Annotated in this window: 15 protein-coding genes and 1 pseudogene; 10 read left to right on the top strand and 6 right to left on the bottom strand. The window is 61.5% G+C overall.

Going from position 1 to position 16,140, the window contains the following annotated elements; translation table 11 throughout:
• Nucleotides 1-9 precede the first annotated feature (9 nt).
• Genes mdcE through mdcA form a run of 4 tightly spaced genes read right to left on the bottom strand, consistent with a single transcriptional unit; the run spans nucleotide 10 to nucleotide 3,622 of the window.
• The gene (gene mdcE, locus QX034_RS00395; protein WP_315705864.1) at nucleotides 10-750 is read right to left on the bottom strand and encodes a biotin-independent malonate decarboxylase subunit gamma; all 741 of its coding nucleotides are present in this window, start codon (nucleotides 748-750) and stop codon (nucleotides 10-12) included.
• Nucleotides 737-1,651 carry a biotin-independent malonate decarboxylase subunit beta gene (locus QX034_RS00390; protein WP_315705865.1) on the bottom strand — a complete coding sequence of 305 codons (915 nt, stop codon included), beginning with the start codon at nucleotides 1,649-1,651 and terminating at the stop codon, nucleotides 737-739. The genes mdcE and QX034_RS00390 overlap by 14 nt, the downstream gene beginning before the upstream one ends.
• The gene (gene mdcC, locus QX034_RS00385) at nucleotides 1,648-1,965 is read right to left on the bottom strand and encodes a malonate decarboxylase acyl carrier protein (RefSeq protein WP_315705866.1); all 318 of its coding nucleotides are present in this window, start codon (nucleotides 1,963-1,965) and stop codon (nucleotides 1,648-1,650) included. Before mdcC ends, QX034_RS00390 begins: the two co-directional genes overlap by 4 nt.
• Nucleotides 1,966-1,975: 10 nt before the next feature.
• Nucleotides 1,976-3,622 (bottom strand): malonate decarboxylase subunit alpha, encoded by a 1,647-nt coding sequence (gene mdcA / locus QX034_RS00380; protein ID WP_316168330.1) that lies wholly within the window; start codon nucleotides 3,620-3,622, stop codon nucleotides 1,976-1,978.
• Nucleotides 3,623-3,815: 193 nt separating this feature from the next.
• Here mdcA and madL point away from each other — a divergent pair, with 193 nt between their 5' ends.
• From madL to QX034_RS00365, 3 genes are read left to right on the top strand one after another with little or no spacing between them, the layout of a single operon-like run.
• Nucleotides 3,816-4,250: a malonate transporter subunit MadL gene (gene madL / locus QX034_RS00375; protein ID WP_315745109.1), complete on the top strand. Its 435-nt coding sequence runs from the start codon at nucleotides 3,816-3,818 to the stop codon at nucleotides 4,248-4,250.
• A complete protein-coding gene (madM, locus tag QX034_RS00370; protein WP_315705868.1) occupies nucleotides 4,247-5,011 on the top strand; it encodes a malonate transporter subunit MadM in 765 nt (254 codons plus the stop codon). The genes madL and madM overlap by 4 nt, the downstream gene beginning before the upstream one ends.
• Nucleotides 5,012-5,731, top strand: a complete 720-nt coding sequence (locus tag QX034_RS00365) for a GntR family transcriptional regulator (RefSeq protein WP_315745112.1) — start codon at nucleotides 5,012-5,014, stop codon at nucleotides 5,729-5,731.
• A gap of 444 nt (nucleotides 5,732-6,175) precedes the next feature.
• On the opposite strand, the pseudogene QX034_RS00360 reads toward QX034_RS00365, so the two are convergent.
• Nucleotides 6,176-6,386, bottom strand: a pseudogene (locus tag QX034_RS00360) (transposase); the annotation flags it as partial.
• A 354-nt stretch (nucleotides 6,387-6,740) separates the two neighbouring features.
• On the opposite strand from QX034_RS00360, the gene QX034_RS00355 reads away from it, so the two are divergent.
• Nucleotides 6,741-8,888, top strand: a complete 2,148-nt coding sequence (locus QX034_RS00355; protein WP_410050927.1) for a PQQ-dependent dehydrogenase, methanol/ethanol family — start codon at nucleotides 6,741-6,743, stop codon at nucleotides 8,886-8,888.
• A 182-nt stretch (nucleotides 8,889-9,070) separates the two neighbouring features.
• Here QX034_RS00355 and QX034_RS00350 read toward each other — a convergent pair whose 3' ends face one another.
• Entirely contained in the window at nucleotides 9,071-9,835 is a 765-nt protein-coding gene (locus QX034_RS00350) for a serine protease (protein ID WP_315765865.1), read from the bottom strand.
• A gap of 394 nt (nucleotides 9,836-10,229) precedes the next feature.
• Here QX034_RS00350 and QX034_RS00345 point away from each other — a divergent pair, with 394 nt between their 5' ends.
• The 6 genes from QX034_RS00345 (at nucleotide 10,230) to QX034_RS00320 (ending at nucleotide 16,126) form a co-directional block, all read left to right on the top strand.
• The gene (locus tag QX034_RS00345) at nucleotides 10,230-12,062 is read left to right on the top strand and encodes a methanol/ethanol family PQQ-dependent dehydrogenase (protein ID WP_409977851.1); all 1,833 of its coding nucleotides are present in this window, start codon (nucleotides 10,230-10,232) and stop codon (nucleotides 12,060-12,062) included.
• 168 nt (nucleotides 12,063-12,230) lie between these two features.
• Complete coding sequence (gene moxJ, locus QX034_RS00340) at nucleotides 12,231-13,100, top strand: methanol oxidation system protein MoxJ (RefSeq protein ID WP_315705871.1); 870 nt, start codon at nucleotides 12,231-12,233, stop codon at nucleotides 13,098-13,100.
• Between the two features lie 75 nt (nucleotides 13,101-13,175).
• Nucleotides 13,176-13,715 carry a cytochrome c(L), periplasmic gene (gene moxG, locus QX034_RS00335; protein WP_409977610.1) on the top strand — a complete coding sequence of 180 codons (540 nt, stop codon included), beginning with the start codon at nucleotides 13,176-13,178 and terminating at the stop codon, nucleotides 13,713-13,715.
• A 75-nt stretch (nucleotides 13,716-13,790) separates the two neighbouring features.
• Nucleotides 13,791-14,081 carry a methanol dehydrogenase gene (locus QX034_RS00330; RefSeq protein ID WP_315705958.1) on the top strand — a complete coding sequence of 97 codons (291 nt, stop codon included), beginning with the start codon at nucleotides 13,791-13,793 and terminating at the stop codon, nucleotides 14,079-14,081.
• 168 nt (nucleotides 14,082-14,249) lie between these two features.
• Nucleotides 14,250-15,281, top strand: a complete 1,032-nt coding sequence (locus tag QX034_RS00325) for a MoxR family ATPase (RefSeq protein ID WP_315807131.1) — start codon at nucleotides 14,250-14,252, stop codon at nucleotides 15,279-15,281.
• Entirely contained in the window at nucleotides 15,278-16,126 is an 849-nt protein-coding gene (locus QX034_RS00320; protein ID WP_315705874.1) for an MxaS protein, read from the top strand. The genes QX034_RS00325 and QX034_RS00320 overlap by 4 nt, the downstream gene beginning before the upstream one ends.
• The last annotated feature ends 14 nt before the right edge of the window (nucleotides 16,127-16,140 follow it).

The following is a 16,140-nucleotide window of genomic DNA, read 5'->3' as shown; positions in this document are numbered from 1 at the left end:
CTCAGAGGTTCACGCATGCTGCTGCTCGGGATCTGTGCTCGCCGCGATTGCCGCGACCCGCTCAGCGATCTCGGAGGCCTTGCGCCGTCCGCCACGCTCCAAGCCGAGTCGGGCGCGATCATCCTCTCCTGTCGGCCGTGCCAGCGCTGCCGCAAGCTGCTGCGCCAGAGGTGCGTGTTCGTCCCAGACGACGTGAACGCCGCCGGTCTGCACCATGTTGTCGAGCCCGGGCGCGAACACAGGCGTCGCTTCGGCCTTGGCTTTCAGCACGTCGATCGGCAGCTTCGTCACCCGCGCCATCGACGGCAGATCCATCACGGCGGGATGCGCGCCGGGCAGCGCCGCCAGCGTGCCGGTCGCGAGCGCCGTGGCGATGAATGCGCCAGCTGCGCTGCCGCCGTAGAGCAGGCCGACCGTGCGATGTCCTTGCGCTTCCGCGAGCAGCAGGGTCTTGGCGAGATGGGCGAGGTATTCGCTAAGGCCGAGCAGCTCATCACGCTTGCTCATGCGCTGGCTGGCAGAATCCACCAGGACCAGGATTGGCGCACGATCGCCTGATTTGATGATCTCGATCACGCGCCCTGCAAGCTCGATGGCCTCGTCGACGCCGAGCGGCTGGCCTTGGGTGATCCCGAGCACGTGGATCGGTTCCCCACCGGGCAGGGTTGCCGTCCCGGCGATCATCGTGCCCGTGAGGTCGATCCCGCTGTCGTTCGGGAACAGAGCGCCCACAATCTCATCGAGCGTCATCGGCGTTCTCCCTGACCTGGGCCGCGCGAAGAAACCGATCGGTCGGCAGGGCGGGGATTTCGGACGGCTCGTCGATGCCGAGTCCCTGCCAGATCTCGACGGCATCCTTGGCCTCGCCGAAGCGCTGCAGCCGCCGCTCCAGGCGCGTTTGTTCGGCTTCCAGATATGCGACGCTGCAAGCGCGTTTGATACGAAGTACGTCGATCGCGGCTTCGCGAAACGCGCGAGCGTCATCGTCCACGAATACGTCGGCCCCGCCGATGAGGTAGCGGTGCTTCCCACCCATCGTGCGCCAGACCAGCGCGCGGTCGCGCGAGTCGAATTCTTCGATGCCCTTGTTGGTCTCGATCACTTCGGGGCCACTGACGCTGATCCGCCCCTGCTCGGAAACGATCAGGCGCGAGCAGGTGCCCGCAATCAGGCTGCCGCCGCCATAGCATCCTGCGCGACCGCCGATCAGCCCGATGACGTTGACGCCCGCGCGCCGCGCTTCCACGACCGCGCGCATGATTTCTGCGATCGCGAGCTCGCCGGCATTGGCCTCCTGAAGGCGCACGCCGCCCGTGTCGAACAGGATCAGCACGTCCTGATGCAGTGCGCAGGCCGCGCCCAACAGACCGGTCAACTTCGCGCCGTGAATTTCACCGAAAGCGCCACCCATGAAGCGACCTTCCTGCGCGGCAACGAGCACCGGCTCGCCCTCGAGGCGCCCGCGGCCGATGACGATGCCGTCATCGAACTGTTCCGGCAGATCGAAGATGGCCAGATGCGGGCTCACCTCGCGCAGCTCCGGTCCGATGAATTCAGAGAAGCTGCCGGTGTCGATCAGCGCATCGATTCGCTGCCGGGCGCTTGCCTCATACCAGCTGAGCGGTTCCATGTTGGTTGCGGCCGCTCTCATCGTTCCGGCTCCTCGATCTTGCGGATGCCTTGTGCAAGGCGCAGCGCGACCGTGTCCGGCCGGGCGCCGCCGTCATTGATGGAGATGCGCAAGCCTCCAGCTGAGCGGCGAGCAACGAAGTCCCGAACCACGGCGTCCCAGACCATGCCGAAGCCATGGGCGGCTGTGGCAATGTCGATGGTGCAGACGTCGGCCGGCGCGCTCCGTTCGAGCAGCACTTCGAGATTGCCGGAAGCGACGACGCCGACGATCGCCTGGGTACGGGTGCCGCCGGCGGATCTTGCTGCGGTCAGCCTGAAGCTGAGCTTTTCCATGCGAAACTCCTCACCAGTTGCGGAAGCGGCTGGGCGGACGGTACAAGCCGCCGGAGGCCAGCATGAGATCCTTGATCGAGCGTGCCGCCAGCAGGCGACGATCGGCATCGAGCGGATCGATGCCGAGATCCTCGGGCCGGCGGATCACGCCACGTGCACGCAACGTCTCGACCATCTTCGCATCGCGAGCCCGGCCGATGTCGGTGTATCCGGCGACGCCGCGGATCGCCTGCTCGCGCTCGTCCTTGGTCCGGCACATCAGGAGGTTGGCGATGCCTTCCTCGGTGACGATGTGTGTCACGTCGTCCGAGTAGACCATCACCGGCGCGAGATCGAGCTTGAGCTCGCGCGCCAGGTCGAGCGCATCGAGCCTCTCGACGAACAGCGGTGCATTGCGCTCACCGAACGTCTCGCCGATCTGCACCACCAGCTTGCGGCCGCGGCGTAGTGCGGCGTTGTCCTCGGGCGCCGCCTCGGCGCCGGCCTTGAGCCAGGGCTCGCTCGGGTGGCGGCGGCCGCGCGGATCGGAGCCCATGTTCGGCGCGCCGCCGAAACCGGCGATGCGGCTGGTCGTCACGGTCGAGCTGTGGCCTTCGAGGTCGATCTGGAGTGTCGATCCGATGAACATGTCGCAGGCATAGAGGCCCGCGGTCTGGCAGAAGGCGCGATTGGAGCGCAGCGACCCGTCGGGCCCGGTGAAGAAGATATCGGAGCGCGCCGCGACGTAGTCCTCCATGCCGACTTCCGATCCGAAGCAATGGATCTGGTCGACCCAGCCGGATTCGATCGCCGGAATCAGCGTCGGATGCGGATTGAGCGCGAAATGGGTGCAGACCTTGCCCTTCAGGCCGAGCTTCTCGCCATAGGTCGGCAGCAGCAGCTCGATTGCGGCGGTATTGAAGCCGATACCATGGTTGAGCCGGCGCACGCCGTAGGGCGCGTAGATGCCCTTGATGGCGAGCATCGCTGTCAGGATCTGGGTCTCGGTGATGGCGGCCGGATCGCGGGTGAAGAGCGGCTCGACATAGAAGGGGCGACCGGCCTCGACCACGAAATGCACGAGATCGCCGGGAATGTCGACCCGCGGCACCTTGTCGACGATCTCGGTGACCTGCGCCACGACGAGGCCGTTCTTATAGCTGGTCGCCTCGACGACCGTCGGCGTGTCTTCGGTGTTCGGCCCCGTATAGAGATTGCCGTCCTTGTCGGCGCTCACCGCCGCGATCAGTGCCACGTTCGGCGTGAGATCGATGAAGTAGCGGGCGAACAGCTCGAGATAGGTATGAACGGCGCCGAGCTCGATCTTGCGGCCGAACAGCATGCGCGCGATCCGCGCCGATTGCGGGCCCGAATAGGAGAAGTCGAGCCGCCGAGCGATGCCCTTCTCGAAGATGTCGAGATGCGCAGGCAGCACCACGCCCGATTGCACCATGTGAAGGTCATTGATGTCCGCGGGGTCGAGGCTCGCGAGCGCCGCAGCGAGGATGTCGGCCTGCTTCTGGTTGTCGCCCTCAAGGCACACCCGGTCCCCTGACCGGATCACCGCCTTCAGAAACGCGGGAAGGCCGGGGACCGGGACGACCTTTCCCTTGGCGTGCTGGCGGCCAGCCGCCAGGCGCAGTCCGAGGGCGACCCTTTGCATACCCCAATCGCTCATTTCGACTCCCTGGCATGCCGGAGTGGGTGTGATCTGCTTCAATGTATGCGTATTGCATTAATGTGTCAATTAACGTATACGAAAAGCTATAAACGAGAAGTGTTCGCATACACAGGAGGAAATATACGATGCGAATGCATACAAGGCGTCACAGTCCTGCGACCGCTACTCCGCCCGCAGAAGGGAGGCGCCCGTGAGCATTTCCGGCGTAGCGCTGCTCGCGATCTGCACGCTGTTGGGGGGCTTCCTTGGAGATCTGCTCGGCGTCGCACTCGGCGTGAAGGCCAATGTCGGCGGCGTCGGCATTGCCATGATGTTCCTGATCGCGGCCCGGCTCTGGCTGGTGCGGCACAAGCTGCTCAGCCACGGCCTCAAGACCGGCGTCGAGTTCTGGGGCAGCTTCTACATCCCGATCGTGGTCGCCATGGCCGCGCAGCAGAACGTGGTAGCTGCGGCAAAAGGCGGTCCGATCGTCATCATCGCGGGGATCGGCGCGGTCGTGGTGTGCTTCGCGATGGTCGCCCTGATCGGCCGGCTGAGCGGTCGTGTCGAGACAATGGACGAGATCGAGGCGCGAGAGGCAGCGGATCTCGCCGCGCCTCACTTTAAGTCCGGGAGGGTCGCATGACCATGATCTCTCACGTGCTGGTCGCCAATGCGCTGCTCACCGCCTTTGCCGCCGTCGGGATTCTGATGTGGATCTCCGGGGTGATCTCGAAATACCTCACCTTCGGGCGCGTTCACGGCTCGGCGATCGCAATCATGCTGGGCCTTCTGCTGGCCTTCTTCGGTGGGCTTGCGACCGGGGGCGAAAAGGGCGTGGCCGACCTGCCGGCGCTGACCGGAATTGCTTTGATGGGCGGCGCGATGCTGCGGGATTTCGCCATCGTCGCCACCGCCTTCGAGGTCGATGTCGTCCACGCGCGGAAGGCCGGCGCAATCGGTGCAATCGCGCTCGGGCTGGGCACGGTCGTTCCCTTCATTCTCGGCGTGTTCGTCGCCGCGGCCTTCGGCTACACCGATGCCATCTCGCTGACGACGATCGGCGCCGGCGCGGTCACCTACATCGTCGGTCCGGTGACGGGAGCGGCGATCGGGGCGTCCTCCCCGGTTATTGCGCTTTCGATCGCGACCGGTGTATTCAAGGCGGTCATCGTGATGATCGGCACGCCGTTTGTCGCGAAGATGATCGGCCTCAACAATCCGCGCAGTGCGATGGTGTTCGGCGGCTTGATGGGGACGGTCAGCGGCGTGTCCGGAGGCCTTGCGGCAACCGATCGGCGTCTGGTGCCTTACGGTGCATTGACCGCGACGTTTCATACCGGATTGGGATGTCTGGTCGCGCCGTCGATCCTTTATTTCGCGGTGCGCGCGATCATAGGAGCGTGAATGGCAGGTTTGCTCAAGGTCGCAACCGATGCGGAAGACGATGGAGGGCTGCTCTCCGATCGCATCCGAAATGCGCTCACCGACGAGATTGCGTCAGGTGCGCTCGTCGCCGGCTCGGCCCTGGAGGAGCAACAGCTTGCCGATCGCTTCGGGGCTTCCCGCACGCCGGTGCGGGAAGCTCTTCGGCAACTCGTCATCAGCGGGCTCGTCGAGGTCCGCGGCCGCCGCGGAGTCGTGGTTGCTCGCCTGACCCCCGAGCGCATCATGGACATGTTCGAGACCAGCGCCGAGGTGGAGGCGATGTGCGTCAGGCTCGCCACCTATCGCATGACGCCGCTCGAGCGAAGCCAATTGATCGAGTTGCACGAAAACTCGCGGGCGATGGTCGAGGCGAGCGACGTCGATGCCTATGACGCGTTCAACCGCCAGTTCCACGAATGCATCTACAGCGCGACGCACAACGCGTTCATGGCGGAACAGGCACAAGACGTGCGCGCGCGGCTCAGCGCCTTCCGTCGTACGCAATTGCGCCAGGGTGATCGCATTCGAAAGTCCCGTGACGAGCATGATGCCATCATGCAAGCGATCGCGGAGGGCGATGGTGAGACCGCATCGCGCAGAATGCGTGCGCACATGTTGAATGCAGCCGCCGCGCTCAGGCGCTACATCGACGATCGCTTCGGCAGAGATGCGGGCGTCGGCGACGTGCCACACGAGTAGAGGATCGGAGATCCGATCTCCTCAATGGAGCGACTGAGTTCAGCACGTCTTCAGAACTATTGATCCAGCCGCAGTTGTCCCGACCAGCAAAGGTCCCTACGGTCCGTACCTCGAACCAGGCAGATCGGAGTCCATCGCAACCTGAGCTGTCGCCGGGAGAGCCGTTTTTGACAGACCGCCACGCTCTGCCGGGTTCGCGATCCTGAACGGGAAGCAAATCAGTTGCGGCGGAGCATCCGAAATCTGAGGGGCAGGGGAGTACTCGGCACTCGCGCTGGCCGCCCGGAGTCTGCGCTTGAGCTCACGGCATCCTTCCTCGAGACGAGCGATGTCCGCGCGCGCTGCACGTTCCTGATCACGCCGTTCCATCACGCGGATCTTCCGACCGGTGCGCTTGTAATGAACGATGCTCCAGCACGGCAAGCGAATTTCGGCAGCAGCGGTCCATTCGTCCTTCTGCTCGAGCAGGATGGTGCTGACTATAGGCGGACGATGGCGTCTTCGTTGGGGAAGATGCCGACGACCTCGGTCCTGGCTTGATCTCGCCGTTGAGGCGCTCGATCGGATTGGTCGAGTGCAGCTTGGCCCGATGCTGAGGCGGGAAGCTCATGTAGGCGAGCACGTCGGCCTCGGCTTCATCCATGAAGGCGGCGAGCTACACCACTCGCGGGGACACACGGTAACAAGGCGGATTTTTCCGTCCACTGAACTTAGTGCGGCATCTTGAGGCATATGTCTGATAACAATCGGGAAACATTCCCGCAAAATCTACGTTTTCTTCATGTTGCTTCACGATGATCGAGATTTCATGTTTATAGCTCTGCGCATTTTGGCACCTTGCGTAGATCGTTCATTCTATCCCAACTCAAGCCCGTCTCTCTGAGGCGGGCTTGTTTTCTATCCGTATCATTCACGCCTGTCTTGTACTGCTCCAGAATTGACGCTTCCCTCGATAAACGCCTACGATGCGCGAAGGTCCGTTAGTTAGAGACCAAAGGGAGGAAACATGATGGGATGGCTACATCCGGCTTTCGCGCGTCTTGCGTCACGAACAGCTACGCTTTTGGTGACTCTTGCGCTGCTCGCAGGCGTTGTTATCGCTGACGAGCTGACGCCGGCGCGTATCAGGACCGCGATTTCCGCTGTCGATGAAACGATGATCAAGGCCAACACCGCGACGTCGAAAGACTGGCCTACCATCGGCCTCGATTATGCCGAGACGCGCTTTTCCAAGCTTGACCAGATCAATGCCGACAACGTCAAGGGGCTGGGACTGGTATGGAGTTATAGCCTCGATTCCGAGCGTGGCGTCGAGGCGACGCCTGTCGTGGTCGACGGCATCATGTACCAGAGCGCCTCGTGGAGCATCGTGCATGCGATCGATGCACGCACCGGCAAGAAGCTCTGGACATTCGATCCCGGTGTCAACCGGGAGCTCGGTTACAAGGGGTGCTGCGATACGGTCAATCGCGGCGTCGCCGTCTACAAGGGCAAGGTGTTCGTCGGTGCCTATGACGGCAGGCTGATTGCGCTCGATGCCGCAACCGGTCAGAAGGTCTGGGAAAAGGATACGCTGATCGACCACGCGCATTCCTACACCATCACCGGTGCGCCCCGGGCATTCAACGGCAAGGTCCTGATCGGGCAGGGCGGAGCTGAATACGGCGCGCGCGGCTATATCACCGCGTATGACACCGAGACTGGCAACCAGATATGGCGCTGGTTCACCGTACCCGGCGATCCGTCGAAGCCGTTCGAGGATGACTCGATGGCGGCTGCCGCCAAGACCTGGGATCCCGCCGGCAAATACTGGCTCAATGGCGGCGGCGGCACGCCGTGGGACACCATCACATTCGATCCTGATCTGAACATGGTCTATGTCGGCACCGGCAACGGCGCGCCGTGGAATCGAGCGATCCGTAGTCCGTCCGGCGGCGACAATCTTTATCTCAGTTCGCTGGTCGCGCTGAACGCCGATACCGGGAAATACGTCTGGCACTATCAGGAGACGCCCGGCGACAATTGGGACTATACCTCGACGCAGCCGATGATCCTCGCCGACATCACGATCGACGGGGCGCCGCGCAAGGTCATTCTGCATGCGCCGAAAAACGGTTTCTTCTTCGTCGTGGATCGGACCAATGGCAAGTTCATCTCGGCAAAGAACTTCGTCGATGTGAACTGGGCCACCGGCTATGACGTCAACGGGCGGCCGATCGAAGTGCCGGCCGCGCGCGGCGCTGCGCCCTATGATAGCGTGCCAGGCCCCTATGGTGCGCATAATTGGCACCCGATGTCGTTCAATCCGCAGACCGGCTTGGTCTATCTGCCGGCTCAGAACGTGCCCGTGAACCTGACGCCGGAGCAGAAGTTCGAACAGAATGCAGCGACACCGGGCAAGTTTGGCGGCGCGACCGGCTGGAATGTCGCCTTCGTACTGAACGGCACGCCGCCGAAGGCGCCTGCCTTCGGTCGACTCGTTGCCTGGGACCCGGTGAAGCAGCAGGAAGCGTGGCACATCGACTACGCGTCGCCCTGGAACGGTGGCACGCTGACAACAGCCGGAAACCTGGTATTCCAGGGGACCGCGGACGGGCGTTTCGTCGCCTATGATGCAAGGACCGGGAAGAGCCTATGGGAGACCCCGACGGGCACCGGCGTGGTGGCAGCGGCGTCGACCTACATGCTCGACGGTCAGCAATATGTCTCAGTCGCTGTCGGCTGGGGTGGCGTTTATGGAATCGTGCAGCGTGCGACCGAGCGCAGAAGCCCCGGCACGGTCTATACGTTCGCGCTCAACGGCAAAGCCAAGCTGCCGGAGTTCGTGAAGTATCAGGTCGAAGGCTTGCTGCAGGGCGTCAAATACGATCCGAAAGATGTGGCCGAGGGGGCCGCGATCTATGTCGCCGCTTGTGCCACCTGTCATGGTGTCCCTGGCGTCGACAAGGGCGGCAATGTCCGCAATCTCGGCTACGTGCCGGCCGAGGAGATCGCCAGCCTGAAAGACGTCGTGTTCAAGGGGCCGTTCCGCGAACGCGGCATGCCGGACTTCACCGGCAAGCTGCAGGACGAGGACGTCGTCAAGATCCAGGCCTTCATCCAGGGCACGGCCGACGCGATCAGGCCGAAAACGACGGTGAGTCAGGACAGCAAGTAAGGGCGCGAGCCTGCCGTCGCGTCATGGCCGAGGCGTCACATATGTCTCGGCCATGTCCCGAATTTGATATCGTGCTTGACCATCAGCGCGATGGAGCCAGCATGTAAGCGCCTATCACGGTCAGCTGGCATCAGGCATCAGAATGGCGAACACAAAGGGAAATGCAGCTTATACGTTTGAGCTTATGGTGCCTTCTCAAGGATCTTCACGATCGCGCTGCGAAGCTCGCCCTCGATCACCAGGGCTGAGCCGTAATGCCGCTCGATATCGAAGGCGAGACGCCGGTTCATGTCAAGCGAAGCGCTCTGCATCGCGATGAGGTGATCGCTGTCATCGAATAGGCCGGAGCCCGAGCCGCCATAACCGTCGTTGCAGTCATGCCGGGCCCTGCGGATGCCGCCTTCAGTCGGCGGATCGATCAGGTGGATCCGGCATGGCTCTATGCTGGTGGGTCCATTGTAGTTTCCGTGCCCCGCGGGCGAGACCATCGTCACCTGGAGGACGCCATAGCCGGTCGTCAATGTCGAAGCCTTCGGGACCGGTTGAGGGGCGACGTCCGCGGCAACCGCATGCTCGAGGCGCGCAAGCGCCCAGTCGTCGGTGATGTGCAAGGCATCTGCGTCTGCAGGGATGCCGAGCTGCAGATCGCCGCCAAAATCGTAATTCTTGCCGCCGACCTGAAAATAGCAGTCATTGATAGGACGCGTCTGTCGTCCATGACGGTCGCGAAAGTTATGCGCGTTCATCATCACCAGCGAGCGGCTTCCAATCAGCCAGGCAGCGGCAGCTTTCTGGAATAGTCGGGCTTCGTCGCGGCAGAACAGCACGCCAGCGCCGGGGTAACGCTGGTAATCGCTGCTCGACATCGCGCGGCGATGCTCTTCCAGATAGAGAGCTGCCGGCATTGGCTTGATCCCGTGCGGATGTGTCAGGCCAAGCAGGATCATAAAGCCGGCGCCAATGGCGGAAGCGATCTTGAGCGGCATCCACGCGATTCCTTCCATCCATATCCGGGTTCTTTGCCGTAGTAGAGGCCGACGCCTCCCCGGGGGAGCGCGAAGCCATTCCCGGCAAATGATGCCCTGGGAATTTTTCCCGCATTAATAGCAAGATTGCCATAGGAAGTTTGAGACATCCTCTTGCTGCGCAGAAGAAGAAGACGACTTAGGATTGTTTGATGCAATCCTCAACATAGCGAGGATCGCAGGAAGTGCGACCAAATGGCACTTCTTAAAATCATGGGCGCGGCACCTGCCGAATACAGGCAGGGCAGGAAACAGCAGGAGATGGGCCTAAATGCACAGGCTTTTACAAACCGCATCATTTGCAGCGCTTCTTGCGATGGGTTCGCTGGGAGGGGCAGGCCTTGCAAGCGCGAACGACAAGCTCGACCAGCTCTCGCAGAGCGACGAGAACTGGGCAATGCCCGGCAAGGACTATAAATCGGACAATTATAGCAAGGCTAACCAGATCAATACGGATAACGTCAAGAATCTGAGGCCGGCTTGGACGTTCTCGACAGGACTGCTCAACGGCCACGAAGGCGCGCCGCTTGTCGTCAATGGCACGATGTACATCCACACATCGTTCCCGAACAACACCTTCGCATTAGACCTCAAGGATCCAACACGGATCTTGTGGCAGGACAAGCCGAAGCAGAACCCGGCGGCGCGAGCGGTCGCGTGCTGTGACATCGTCAACCGAGGTCTTGCCTATTGGCCGGGAGACGCGAAGACACCACCGCTGATTCTGAAGACACTGCTCGATGGGCATATCGAAGCGCTGAACGCCAAGACGGGCGAGTTGCTCTGGAAGATGGAGAACTCGGACATCAAGGTCGGCTCGACGTTGACGATCGCGCCCTACGTGGTCAAGGACACCGTGCTGGTGGGCTCCTCCGGCGCCGAGCTCGGCGTTCGCGGCTATCTGACGGCCTATGACGTGCACGATGGTGCACAGAAGTGGCGCGCCTACGCGACCGGTCCGGACAAGGATTTGCTGCTTGCATCAGACTTCAATATCAAGAATCCCCAATACGGGCAGAAAGGTCTCGGCCTCTCGACGTGGGAAGGGGATGCCTGGAAGGTTGGCGGCGGCACCAACTGGGGTTGGTACGCCTTCGATCCGAAGACCAATCTCGTCTATTTCGGCACCGGCAATCCGGCACCCTGGAACGAGACCATGCGTCCTGGCGACAACAAGTGGACGATGACCATTTTTGGTCGCGATGTCGACACCGGCGAAGCCAAGTTCGGCTATCAGAAGACGCCGCACGACGAGTGGGATTATGCAGGCGTCAACGTCATGATGCTCTCCGAGCAGAAGGACAAGGACGGCAAGACTCGAAGCCTGCTGACGCATCCGGACCGCAACGGCATCGTCTACACACTCGATCGCACCAATGGCGAATTGGTGTCCGCCAACAAGATCGACGATACGGTGAACGTGTTCAAGACCGTCGATCTGGCGAGCGGCCAGCCGGTACGAGATCCGGAATACGGCACAAGGATGGACCATCTCGCGAAGGACATCTGTCCGTCCGCGATGGGCTATCACAACCAGGGGCACGACTCCTACGATCCCACCAAAGAGCTCTTTTTCATGGGGATCAATCACATCTGCATGGATTGGGAGCCCTTCATGCTGCCCTACCGTGCCGGACAGTTCTTCGTCGGCGCGACGCTCAACATGTATCCTGGTCCCAAGGGCGATCGCCAGAATTATGAAGGTCTCGGCCAGATCAAGGCCTACAACGCGATCACCGGCAAATTCAAATGGGAGAAGATGGAACGCTTCGCCGTCTGGGGCGGCACGCTGGCGACTGCCGGAAACCTGGTCTTCTACGGGACGTTGGATGGCTTCATCAAGGCCCGCAACAGCGATACCGGCGAATTGCTGTGGAAGTTCAAGATGCCTTCCGGGGCCATCGGCTATCCGATCACCTACATGCATGACGGCACCCAATATGTCGCCATCTACTACGGTGTCGGCGGCTGGCCGGGCGTCGGTCTCGTATTCGACCTGCAGGATCCGACGGCTGGTCTTGGTGCGGTCGGCGCCTTCAAGCAGCTCGCCAATTACACCCAAATGGGCGGTGGCGTAATGGTCTTCTCGCTGAACGGGAAAGGCCCCTATGACGACGTGAACCTCGGCGAATACAAGGCGTCGAACTAACCTCGTCGGATGTTACGCAGAGCCGTCGACAACAGTGCTCTTTCCGGCCGCATGGCTGGAAAGAGCGGGGTGTGGTGGTTCGCGCGCTCGCTGGCCGAGTAATCCCTCAACGTCAATTGGCTTCATCCAAGGTTTGGAATTGTGATGTCGCGACCATTAATGGTTTCTATGTTCGCCTCTGCCGGCGTGATCGCCTGTCTGCTTGATCCTTTGCCGATTGCGGCTGCGGCGTCCGATCCGGATGCGTCGGGCCGTGCGACGCAGGCAGGCACGAGCGACGAGTCGAAGCTGCGCATTTGCGCTGCCGGAAGCGAATTGCCGTTCTCGTCCAAGGATCGGACCGGCTTCGAGAACAAGATCGCCGCGACAGTCGCAAAGGCGATGGGCCGTGAGTCCGTGTTCGTGTTCTCCGACAAGCCGGCGATCTATCTCGTCCGTGACTGGCTGAACAAGCAGAAATGCGATGTCGTGGTCGGCCTTGACAGCGGCGATCAGCGGGTGCTGACCACCAAGCCATATTACCGGGCGGGCTATGTATTCGTGACTCGCAAGGACAAGAACATCAATCTGGAATCGTGGGGAGACCCGCAGATCAAGTCGCTCGGACATATCGTCGTCGAGTTCGGATCGCCCAGCGAGGTCATGTTGAAGGAGGTCGGAAGATACACCGACAACATGGCATATCTCTATTCGCTGGTCGGCTTCCGTTCGCCCCGCAACCAGTACACTCAAATCCCGCCGCAGAAGATCATATCCGAGGTCGAAAGCGGTAACGCAGATCTGGCGGCTGTGTTCGCCCCTGACGTCGCGCGTTACGTCAAGACGAACGCGGCGCTGAGGATGACGCCTGTCAAGGACGATGCGGACCGCGATGGCGAGCGGGTGCCGCAGCAATATGACCAGTCGATGGGCGTGCGGCTCGGAGATGACGCGCTTCTCGTCGCACTCGATACCGCCCTTGCAAAAGCGGCTCCAGAGATCGCGGACATCCTCCGGGACGAGGGTATACCGACCATGCAAGTTGCGAAATCAAACTAGATAGAACTTGCCGAAATCGTGTTGGGATCAGGAATGAGAAAATTATCGCTCATCATTGGTTATCTTGTCTTTGGTATGACTGCGCAGAGCCTGTTCGCGACACCGGCCGAGCCCATACCGCCCACCTCGCTCGACCTTCGCAACACCGACACCGGAGAGCCGCTCGATCTGTCGGAAGCGCAGAAAGAGGGGCGCAATACGGAGGGCGTGCGCAAGTTCCTTCAGACCGGGGTCAATCCTTACGCCGAGGACGTCAGTTGCTTGAAAGTGGGCGAGTCATTTTATCTCACCTCCTGCTCGGGCTGTCACGGAGAAATCGGCGAAGGAAAAATCGGTCCGGGTCTTAATGACGACTACTGGACTTACCCGAAGAACACGACCGATCAGGGATTGTTTGAGACGATCTTTGGCGGTGCAAGAGCTCAGATGGGGCCGCATTACGACGATTTGACCCTCGATCAGATGCTCGAGGTCATGGCTTGGGTGCGGCATATCTACAAGGATGATGTCAAGGCGGCGACGTGGCTGACGGCGGATCAGAAGAAGAAGTTCAAGCCGTTCACGCGGGGAGAAACCTTTCCGGATGATCCGCCGGGCCTATGCAAGGCACCATGACATTCCGGCCGACTGTCGAGAGCCGTCAAGGAAAGAACTGCTTCAGCGAGAGGAGAAGACCAAGTGACAAATGCCCTGAACTCTATCACCTTGGGAATCGTCGTGGTTGCGGCGGTGGCCTTAGCCGCGCCGGCGTCGGCCTATGACGGCACCAAGTGCAAGGCGCCTGGAAATTGCTGGGAACCGAAGCCTGGTTTCCCGGACAAGATCGCCGGCTCGAAATATGATCCCAAGCTCGATCCGAAGGAGGTCGCCAAGCAGGACGCCTCTGAGCGGGAGATGGAAGCGCGTAACGCCAAACGTGTCGAGAATTTCCGCAAGACCGGAAAGTTCGTCTACGAGATCGATAAGATATCCGAGAAGTAGTCGGGATCGGGCGTACCGATCCAGCGCAACAGTCTCGCGCTGACAAATCGGCAGAGTGAGACATCTCGGCCGGACCGTATGACGTTGAAGCCGATCGTCAAGGATCCGTTCGGCTTCATGTCCTGCCGTCCGGGCGGCAATCCGTGACGGTCATCCCGCGGAGTCTCGATGAACGATGCCGTTTCAACCGCCTCCCTGTTGGAGCGCTGGCGATCCGCCGCGTCGGCATTTGAGGCGTCGGTCGAGCAGGTCATTGTTGGACAAGCGCGTGCGGTCCGCCTGATCACGATCGCGGTATTCGCGCGCGGGCACGTGCTGCTCGCTGGCGATGTCGGCGTGGGAAAAACCACGATCCTGCGCGCGGTGGCGCGGTCTCTCGGTGGCAGCTATGAGCGCATCGAGGGAACCGTGGACATGATGCCGAGCGATCTGCTCTATCATACTTATCTCGGGGATGACGGCCGGCCGAGGGTCGAGCCTTCAGCGGTTCTCGAACGATCGAAGGAATTATCGGTCTTCTTCTTCAACGAGATCAACCGGGCGCGGCCGCAGATGCACTCGCTGCTGCTGCGGCTGATGGCGGAACGAAGCGTTTCGGCCTTCAACCGCACGTTCGAGTTCCCCTATATGCAGGTCTATGCCGATCGCAACCGCGTCGAAAAGGAGGAGACCTTCGAGCTGCCTGCCGCTGCGCGAGACCGCTTTCTGATGGAGATCGCCATCGAGACGCCGATCGAAGCGGATGTGCGCCGACAATTGGTATTTGATCCACGCTTTCATGACACCGAAGAACTGTTGCAAGCGATCGCTGCACCGGCCCTCGATTTCAAATCCCTGACCGTTTGTGCGCCATTGATCCAGCGCAGCATTCATACCAGCGAGGCGGTGCAGGCCTATGTGGTGCGCCTGTGGGACGCCATCGTGCACCCTGGGGCGGCCGGGATCTCGATCCCCGGTGTCGATACCGGGCGTCTCGTTCAGGGCGGCGGAAGTCCAAGAGGGCTGGCATTCGCTGTCCGCGCCGCGCGCGTACGTGCGTGGCTGGAGGGCCGTGACATGCTGGTCCCGGAAGACATCCGCGACGTCTTCGTCGAGACCATGGCGCACCGGATCTTCCTCGATCCGATCTATGAGCTGCGGCGCGAAGAGATCGTCCACGATCTCTGCACAGCCGTGGTTGCCAGCGTGCCAGCGCCATGACCGAAGCCCGCGACATCCATTACCGGCCGCGTGGCCGCATCTCGGGCCTCCGGGCGGGCGCGCATTCGAGCTTGGGTATCGGTGCTTTCGGCACTTTTCGTGATCAGGTGCCGTTCATGGCGCATCCCGATGCGAGGCGGATCGATGTCCGTGGCACGCTTCGCGACCCGTTCGAGAACACGCTGGTCCGCCGCTTTCAACAGCGCAGTGCGATCGACGTTTATGCATTGGTCGATCTCACGCGGTCGCTATCCTATGAAGGGCGGGCACGCAAGCAGGACCTGGTTGCCGAGCTCTGCGGTGCGCTGGCGCGCTCGGTCGTTCGCAGCGGCGACCGCTTTGCGCTGATCGGCTTCGATTCCGGGATCAGGGAAGACTGTGTCATCCTTCCAAACCGCCGTCTCGGTGCCACTCTGGAGGTCGAGGCACGCCTGCGGCAGGCAGAGTGGAGCGGGCGGAATGCCGATGGCCTGATCGAAGCCGCACGATGCGTTGCCGGCAAGCGGAAAATCGTCTTTGTGATCTCCGATTTCCTATTACCGCTCGATATGCTGAATTCGGCATGCGAGGCGCTCAGCCGGCACGATCTTATCCCCGTTGTGATCAACGATTCCTCGGAAAATGAAGCATTGCCGGATTGGGGGCTGATGGAGCTCACCGATCTCGAGACCGGGCAGTGCAAGATCGTTTTCATGCGCCCGGCCTTGAAACGGCGCTGGCGCGAACAGGCGGCCGAACGACAGGCCGGAATCAAGCGAACCTTGCTGCGGTTCGGGCGCGCGCCCATCGTGATCTCAGACGCGTTGGATGTCGACCGGATCTCCCGGCAGCTCATGGAGGCTTAGAGCCGTCATGTGCA

Source organism: Bradyrhizobium sp. SZCCHNR3119, assembly GCF_032487775.1.
GTDB lineage: Bacteria > Pseudomonadota > Alphaproteobacteria > Rhizobiales > Xanthobacteraceae > Bradyrhizobium.
Note: the sequence above shows the minus strand (reverse complement) of the source record. Positions and strands in the feature narration are given on the sequence as shown.

Bases quoted from the DNA above. Each gene is read 5' to 3' on its own strand.
- mdcE (WP_315705864.1), bottom strand. From the start codon at position 750: ATGACGCTCGATGAGATTGTGGGCGCTCTGTTCCCGAACGACAGCGGG.
- QX034_RS00390 (WP_315705865.1), bottom strand. From the start codon at position 1,651: ATGAGAGCGGCCGCAACCAACATGGAACCGCTCAGCTGGTATGAGGCA.
- mdcC (WP_315705866.1), bottom strand. From the start codon at position 1,965: ATGGAAAAGCTCAGCTTCAGGCTGACCGCAGCAAGATCCGCCGGCGGC.
- mdcA (WP_316168330.1), bottom strand. From the start codon at position 3,622: ATGAGCGATTGGGGTATGCAAAGGGTCGCCCTCGGACTGCGCCTGGCG.
- madM (WP_315705868.1), top strand. From the start codon at position 4,247: ATGACCATGATCTCTCACGTGCTGGTCGCCAATGCGCTGCTCACCGCC.
- QX034_RS00365 (WP_315745112.1), top strand. From the start codon at position 5,012: ATGGCAGGTTTGCTCAAGGTCGCAACCGATGCGGAAGACGATGGAGGG.
- QX034_RS00355 (WP_410050927.1), top strand. From the start codon at position 6,741: ATGGGATGGCTACATCCGGCTTTCGCGCGTCTTGCGTCACGAACAGCT.
- QX034_RS00350 (WP_315765865.1), bottom strand. From the start codon at position 9,835: ATGATCCTGCTTGGCCTGACACATCCGCACGGGATCAAGCCAATGCCG.
- QX034_RS00345 (WP_409977851.1), top strand. From the start codon at position 10,230: ATGGGTTCGCTGGGAGGGGCAGGCCTTGCAAGCGCGAACGACAAGCTC.
- moxJ (WP_315705871.1), top strand. From the start codon at position 12,231: ATGTTCGCCTCTGCCGGCGTGATCGCCTGTCTGCTTGATCCTTTGCCG.
- moxG (WP_409977610.1), top strand. From the start codon at position 13,176: ATGACTGCGCAGAGCCTGTTCGCGACACCGGCCGAGCCCATACCGCCC.
- QX034_RS00325 (WP_315807131.1), top strand. From the start codon at position 14,250: ATGAACGATGCCGTTTCAACCGCCTCCCTGTTGGAGCGCTGGCGATCC.
- QX034_RS00320 (WP_315705874.1), top strand. From the start codon at position 15,278: ATGACCGAAGCCCGCGACATCCATTACCGGCCGCGTGGCCGCATCTCG.